The sequence below is a fragment of the Microbispora sp. H10949 genome (genome assembly GCF_014161435.1).
GTDB lineage: Bacteria > Actinomycetota > Actinomycetes > Streptosporangiales > Streptosporangiaceae > Microbispora > Microbispora triticiradicis.
This window is the reverse complement of the sequence record NZ_JABBWZ010000024.1, coordinates 17,281-24,635: the sequence shown is the minus strand read 5'-3', so window position 1 is coordinate 24,635 and position 7,355 is coordinate 17,281. Positions and strand designations below refer to the sequence as shown.

The 7,355-nt window shown below is 71.5% G+C and carries 4 protein-coding genes; 3 read left to right on the top strand and 1 reads right to left on the bottom strand.

Annotation, left to right across the window (positions count from 1 at the left end; genetic code table 11):
- The coding region (locus HHX40_RS35290) for a hypothetical protein (protein WP_220499971.1) at nt 1-1,114 on the top strand (1,114 nt) is incomplete at its 5' end.
- A gap of 74 nt (nt 1,115-1,188) precedes the next feature.
- Nucleotides 1,189-1,449, top strand: a complete 261-nt coding sequence (locus HHX40_RS35285; RefSeq protein ID WP_182884021.1) for a hypothetical protein — start codon at nt 1,189-1,191, stop codon at nt 1,447-1,449.
- Between the two features lie 607 nt (nt 1,450-2,056).
- Here HHX40_RS35285 and HHX40_RS35280 read toward each other — a convergent pair.
- A complete protein-coding gene (locus HHX40_RS35280) occupies nt 2,057-2,785 on the bottom strand; it encodes a nuclease-related domain-containing protein (RefSeq protein WP_182884020.1) in 729 nt (242 codons plus the stop codon).
- Nucleotides 2,786-3,152: 367 nt separating this feature from the next.
- On the opposite strand from HHX40_RS35280, the gene mobF reads away from it, so the two are divergent.
- On the top strand, nt 3,153-7,355 hold a 4,203-nt coding region (mobF, locus tag HHX40_RS38060), incomplete at its 3' end, for a MobF family relaxase (RefSeq protein WP_182884019.1).

Here is a 7,355-nt window from a genome sequence, read left to right as displayed (position 1 = left end):
CGAGACCGTCGTGCCGGAGGTCGTCGTGCCGGAGACGATGGTGGTCGACGCCGTCGTGCCCGAGCCCCGCGCCAACGGCGACGCCGTGGTGGTCGAGACCGTCGTGCCGGAGGTCGTCGTGCCGGAGACGATGGTGGTCGACGCCGTCGTGCCCGAGCCCCGCGCCAACGGCGACGCCGTGGTGGTCGAGACCGTCGTGCCGGAGGTCGTCGTGCCGGAGGTCGTCGTGCCGGAGACGATGGTGGTCGACGCCGTCGTGCCCGAGACCGTGGCGGGGGTTCCGCGCCTGTTCCCCACGGTGGATCTTGTTGTGCCCTTCCCCGGGGGCGGCGAGCTTGTTGTGCCCTTCCCCGGGGGCGGCGAGCTTGTTTCCCCGAGCCCCCGGGCCTACAACCGCTCCGCGGCCGGGCGCCCGTGGCCGGCGGTTGAGGACGGTGTGTGCTCGTGCTGCGAGAACGGCGGCAGCCCGTTGGAACCCTGGCAGCCGGTCGAACGGGAAGCGACCTTGGCCGTCTTGTCGTCTCGCACCGTGGAGGACGAGTCAGCCGACCGCATGAGGCGGTGGTTCGGCCCGTTCGGCGACCAGCTGCTCGACAAGGCCACCGGCGAGCACCCCGACGCCCTGGCGTCGTTCATGCTCGGCATTCTCCTGGTGAACAACGAGGCGCACGGCGAGGGCGCCTTGTTCCTTCAGCAGGCCGGGAAGTTGATGCCCGACCTCACCCTGAGCTTTGATAAGCCACCGTTCCGCCGCGGGGACGTGCTGCACGGCAGCATCGTTCGGGACATCTGCAACCGGGTCTCCGATGCGGTCGAGCGGGCCGGGTACCCCAGAAGGGCCCGCAGCTGGCGCGTGTACGCCGCGAAGGTCGACGGCAAGGAGCCTCTTGCCTTGTGGGCGATGATCAGGGGTCGGCACGCGCGCACCGTCAGCAGGAAGTGGCGGCAGTACGTGGAGTTCGACTCCAAGCAGGTCGAGCGGATCAGGACCGCGTACTGGCGTGCCCGCGTCCTTGAGGCCGAGGACACGCGCTTCACGAACCGCGACCAACTCGCGCTGGCGGCGCAGCTGGCCAACGGCCGCGGGGCCACGATCCACGCGGGCATCGGCTGAGACCCGGCTCGCCGTAGGGCGGACCAGCCCGAGCGCGCTGCCATTGCCGGCCACCGGCGGCCGGACGCACCGCCTTGATCAGCCGCTCGAACCACCGCGCCGGCGCCTCAGAGGAGTGGAACATCACTCCGGCCACGATCAGCAGCATCCCCAGGGCCACCACCCCGAGCACCACCGCAGCCGAGGGCAAGAGGGCCGCCGCCAGCGTCCCGCCGCCGCCCGCCACCGCGGCCGCCGCTACCTGGCGGCCGGGGACACGTTCGGGAGCGGAGACCATGAAGACGAAGACGACGAAGAGCGCGCTGAGAACCGTTGGCACGGAGGGCCACCGGTGAATTCGTCGGGGGGAGTCGTTACCCTTGCGGCAGACGCAAAAGGGCCCCGGTCCCGTCGCGAGGAGAACCGGAGCCCCGTTGTGCACGTTGCGGGCCTGGGTTAGGTGAGTACCTACCTGGGCCCGCCGCCGTTCAGCCACCAGTCCACCGCGATCAGTACCGCCCGGATCACGAGCGGGCCCCAATCGCCGGGGCCTGGCAGCTTCTTTCCTCGTCCTCGGGTAACCATCAAGATCTCTCCTCTGGCCGTATCTCCGTAGGGGACCGGGGCCTGGCGGTCGATCCCCTATAGGCCGGACCGACCGCTGATGGTCACGCGAGCGCGATAGGCAGAAGGGTAGCCGGAGGCACCGACACGACAGAGGCAGCGAGCGGCAGCGTTCGAGACGCAGCGGTACGGATCGGAACGGAACGGAACGCGATGGAACGGAAACGCGCGAAATGACGTGACGAACGTCACATTCAGACAGCCGCACCTGGCATATGGGAGTCGGCATCCTCACCACCCTGCCGAGTCCGTTGGTCGAGGCCGACGGAGGTCCCGGGTGTCAATCGCCCCGACCGCGTACGGCGGCCGACCCTTCGGCGATTGTCAGGGCCTCAGCTCTCACAAGTAGGGCGGGAAGGCTCTCTCTGCCGCCTGCTGCAGCCGGGTGACCTCGTCGCGGTCCAGCCGAGGCCCGTAGCGCAGGATCCAGGTCGCCAGGAGCGACGGCCGGAGGACGTGCGTGCCGCTGGACAGCGTGATCCCTTTGCGGGGCACGTGCGGGCCGTGGACAGCCAGGATCGGTACCGCCTCTACCCGCGCACCGTAGGCGGCCGTCAGGGCGCGAGAGACCGCCCGGGCCTCGTAGATCAGGGCGCGCGTGTCGGCATCGGTGAAGACCCGGCCGCGGCGTACGCCGCCGCGTGCGCGCCGTACGTGCGCATCAGGCCGCCATTGCTTGGAGTCGAGGACGAACACGCCGGTCGGCCCGATCACGAGGTGGTCGACGTTGGCGCGGCCGTGCGGTAGCCGGCGGTCGTGAAGGACGGCGTACCCGAGGGTGGAAAGCAGGCGCAGCCGCCGCGCCGTGCGACGCTCCCCGAGCGCGCCACGCCGCCAGGTCCTCACCGCCTCATGAGTGCGCCAGCGATAGACGGTGTCCGCTAGGGCGGCCAGTGCGCCGCCCGCCAGGCCCGCGCGCCAGTCGATCAGCGCGGCCAGGACGACGGCGACGGCGAGCGCCAGGCCGCCGCGGACGAGTAGGCGCTGCGTCCGGTCGGCCGCCCACTCCTGGCGGTAGCGAGCGTGCGCGGACGCGCCAGCCCCGGAGGACGGAGCGATGCGAGCCACGGCGACCTCCAGGACGCGACGGCAGGGGCGAGGGGATGGTCTGTCCCCCACGGTACGACGCGGCGGCCGACGCTCCCGAGCATCCCGGCAGCGATCATCTCGTCACTCGTGATCATGGGCGCGTCGGCATCGCTCCCCTTTGCGATCATGGGGCCGCTTCGGTGGTGGCTGATCACCGTACGGAGAGCCCGCGCCTGACGGCGCGGTCATGAGCCGTCGCGGAACCCCGCTGTTGCCGATCTTGGTTGGAACCCCCCATTCGTGATCTTGGGCCGTCTGTGAGCCCTCCCGAGTGCAAGAGCTGTAAAGCCGATGTACCTATGCATCTAGATTTACTGGTGAGTTTTGATCTTGTAGTCTTGATCCCGTGACCATCAACATCACCGCCTTCTCCGACGCGATGGAGGGCGTCGAGTACTTCATCCACGGGGAGGGCTGTGGTGGTCACGAGCACGCCCACGGCGAGGGACCAGAGCAGTACTTCCTGAAGGGCCAGCAGGGCAACCCGGTTGGGTTGTGGTGGGGCAGCGCGCTCGGGTACTTGGGCCTGACGGCCGGGGCGGAGATCACCGAGGCGGACGCGCGGGCGCTATTCGGCCGCCTGGCGCACCCGGGGCAGTTCGCGGTCAGCCGGGCGGCGATCGACGCGCACGCCGAGGCCGAGGGGTTGCCGGCGGATGAGGTCGAGGCGCTGTATGCGGAGGCCGCCGTGGCGTCCCGGCTGGGCAGCAAGTCGTACGCCTACAAGACGGTGCAGCAGCGGGTACAGGTCCGAATCAAGCGGGAGCGGGTCAACGTCGAGCTTGACCCGGAGCGCGTGCGCGCGATCGAGCTGGAGGAGGCCAAGCGCCAGCAGCCGAAGTCGCGGAACTTCCTGGACGCGGCCTTCTCGCCGACGAAGAGCACGAGTGCCTACTACGCGGGGTTGCTGGCGGCAGGCCGAGCGGCCGAGGCCGCGCGCATGCGGGAGATCCACCGGGAGGCCGTGCAAGAGGCGCTGACGTTCTGGCAGCGCGAGGCCGGGTTCGCCCGCGCTGGCCACCACGGGAAGGCCCCGGCCGGGCAGGCGAGCGTGGGCCGGTGGGTGGACGCCCACGAGTGGGCGGTAGGGCTGTGGGACCACCAGACCAACCGCGAGGGGGAGCCGCACCTCCATACCCACGCCGTGATCCTCAACCGGGTCCGGACGGTGGACGAGGACGGCACCGAGAAATGGCGGGCGCTCGACGGCCGGGCGCTGTTCCGGACGAAGAAAGCCGCCGCCGCGATCTACGAGCGCGCCTTTGAGCAGCGCATGGAGGCCGAGTTTCCGGTGGCCTACCGGATGCGGCCGGACGGCAAGGCCCGCGAGCTGGTGGGCATCTCCGAGGCCGAGCGGGCGGCGCTGTCGACCCGGGCCGCCCAAGTCTCGGAGAAGGTCGGCCAGTGGGCCGAGGAGTACCAGGCGCGGACCGGGCAGGCGCCCACCGCGTACGCGCGGACGCTCATGCAGCAGGACGCGGCCCGGACCACCCGGAAGCGCAAAGAGCCGATCACCTCGCAGACCGAGCTACTGCGCCAGTGGGAGACGCAGGTGGGCGAGCGCCTGCAGACGCGGCTTGTCGACATCTTGGAGCGGGCCGAGGCCGCCGCGATCGAGGCCCGCGCCAACGGTGACGCGGAGGTGTTCGAGCGGCACGTGGTCATCGGCCAGGCCGTCGAGCGCGTGCAGGAGCGCATGGCCACCTGGACCCGCGCTGACCTGATGTGGGCGCTCAACGAGGTGTTGCCCGACCGGCTCGGGCCCAGCGTGCTCGCCCAGAGCGGCCGAACAACGGCCCTGCTCGAAGAGCTGGCCGACGAGGCACTATCGGGCCGGTACGGCACCGTCATGGTGCAGGGCATGGAGCTGATCCCCGTTCCGGACGAGCTGCGCCGGGCCGATGGGCGCAGCATCTACCAGCCGGGCCGGGACGAGCGTTACGCGACGCTGGCGCACCTGGCAGACGAGCAGTATGTGGTGGCCAGGGCGCAGCAGCGCGGGGCCGAGGCGCTGGGTCAGGCCGCCATCGTGGACGCCCTGGAGGAGGCCGCCCAGGGTGGCCGGCCCCTGAGTGACGACCAGGTCGACGTCGTCGCCGGGGTTCTGGGTGACGGCCGCCCGGTCGACGTGGTGATTGGCCCGGCCGGGGCCGGTAAGAGCGTGGCTCAGGGCGTCATCGCGCAGGCGTGGCAGGCCACCGGCCGCCGCGTGATCGGTCTTGGGCCCAGCAGCAAAGCCGCGCAGGTCCTCCAGGCCGAGGGCATCGGACTGACGATGAACACCACGCGGTTCCTGGACCGCGCGGCCGGGCGCGGACCGCGCGCTGAGGTCGAGGCGGCCCAGCTCCGGCCGGGAGACCTGGTCATCCTCGACGAGGCCGGGATGGCATCGACCGAGCACATCGTGAAGATCGCTCGGATGGTCGCCGACGTCGGCGGCAAGCTCGTGCTCTGCGGCGATGATGCACAGCTGGCAGCAGTGTCGGCCGGTGGCCTGTTCGCGGAGCTGGCAAGGCTGGGCGTGGCGCTCAAGCTCGGGACCGTGCGCCGGTTCCGTAACGTGGACGGGACGGGCCGGGAGTGGGAGGCCAGGGCCAGCCTTGGCGTTCGCGATGGCCAGCTGTCGGCGCTCGATGCCTACCTGACGCGGGGCCGGATCAAGGCGGGCGCTGTCGAGGACATGGCCGCGCAGATCCAGCAGTCCTACGTGACCGACCAGCTACGCGGCATTCACAGCGTCATCATGACGGCGACCGAGGCTCAGGCCGCGTCGCTGTCGGCCGCGATCCGCGCTGACCTGGTGGCGCTGGGCCGGGTGGAAGCGGGCGGCGTGGACCTGGTGGACGGCAACGTTGCCGGGGTCGGCGACCTCATCCAGGCCCGGCAGAACGTCAACAAGCTCAAGGACTCGGCAGGGATGCCGGTCTACAACCGGTACGTCTACCGGGTCATCGAGCGGCACGACGACGGCGCGCTGTCGGTGGCCCGGGTCGTTGGCCGCGACGAGGCCGGCGGCGAGCAGCTGGGCGGCCGGGTGCGCCTGTCGGGCCGTTACGTCGGCAAGCACGTCACGTTGGCCTACGCCGGGACCGTGCACAGCGTGCAGGGTGACACGGTCCAGGTCGGCTACACGCTGGTGACCAGCGCCACCAGCCGCGAGCAGCTGTATGTGGGCCTGACGCGCGGCCGGGAGGAGAACCGGGCGTTCGTCGCCCTGGACCAGGCCCAAGACGAAGAGCTGTTGCCGGTGCTGGGCCAGGTGCTCGACAACGTCGGCGGCGAGCAGTCGGCATCGGCCACCCTGCGCGGCGCGCTGGAGTGGATCGAGAGCATGGGCGCCCACGCGCCGGTCTGGGAAGACCTGGTCACCGAGCACCAGCGCGGCAAGCACCGGGAGGCGTTGCGCGAGGCCCTAGGCGCGGAGATGTTCGAGCGGCTGGAGGCCGAGGACTCCAGCACCGTCCTACGGCAGCTATGGGCGGCCGAGCTTCGCGGCCACGACACCCGGGCGCTCATTGCCGAGGCGGTCGGCCGCGGCTTGGGCGATGACGTCGAGACCGTGCCGTCCCTGCTGCACTGGCGGATTGACAAGCGGCTGAAGGAGCGGACCCCGGAGACGCCGGCGGCCGGGGCGAGCTGGGTGGAGCGGACGCCCGCCGACATGGTCGGCCCGAAGGCCGAGCACGCCCGGGCGCGGGCCGCCGCGATGGACGCCCGGGTTGCCGCGCTGGGCGAGCGCGCGGTCCAGGCCCCGCCGCAGTGGGCGGTGGACCGGCTGGGACCAGTGCCGGACGATCCCGCGCAGCGGGCCGACTGGCAGCAGCGCGCGGCCACCATTGAGGCGTACCGGGAGCAGTTCCAGCCGAGCGCGCCGTCCACAGTCATCGGCCCGCCGCCCAGCCCGTACATGGTGGCTCAGTATGCGGCATGGGAGGCCGCGCACCAGGCGCTCGGGCGGAGCGCCGAAGAGCAGCGCCTTGCCGAGGCCAGTACGGCGAGCCTGCGCGAGCAGGTCGAGATCTGGCAGCGAGAGCAGGAGTGGGCGCCGCCCAGCGTCGCGGACGAGCTGGCGCGCGTCGACGAGCAGCGCCGCCAGCACGAGCAGGAGGCCGCGCTTGCTCAGGTGCAGGCCGCTCTCGTGGCCGACGAGGCGCAGCGGGTCCAGCTTCAGGAGCAGGCCCAGCAGGCGCAGGCGCGGGCGCAGACGCTCGTGGGGCTGGGCGCGGCCATCGAGGAGCGGCACGCGGAGCGGCAGGCGTGGTACGAGCGCACGGCGGCCCTGCGTGAGCAGGCCGATGCCGCGCTGGCCGAGCTGATCCGCCGGAAGGCCGACATCTGGGACCGGCAGGACGACGGCCCGGCCGAGACCGTCGAGGCCGACCGTACGCCGGAGCAGGACACCGAGCTGGAGCTGTCGCAGCAGGAGCGCGAGCGCGAGGCGTTCCGTCGCTTGGTCCAGCGGTGGCAGGTCCAGGAGCGCGACGGGGTCAAGCGAGACCCGGCCGCCGACGTCGACCGCGCGCCGGAGGTCGAGCAGGGCCGCGAGGTC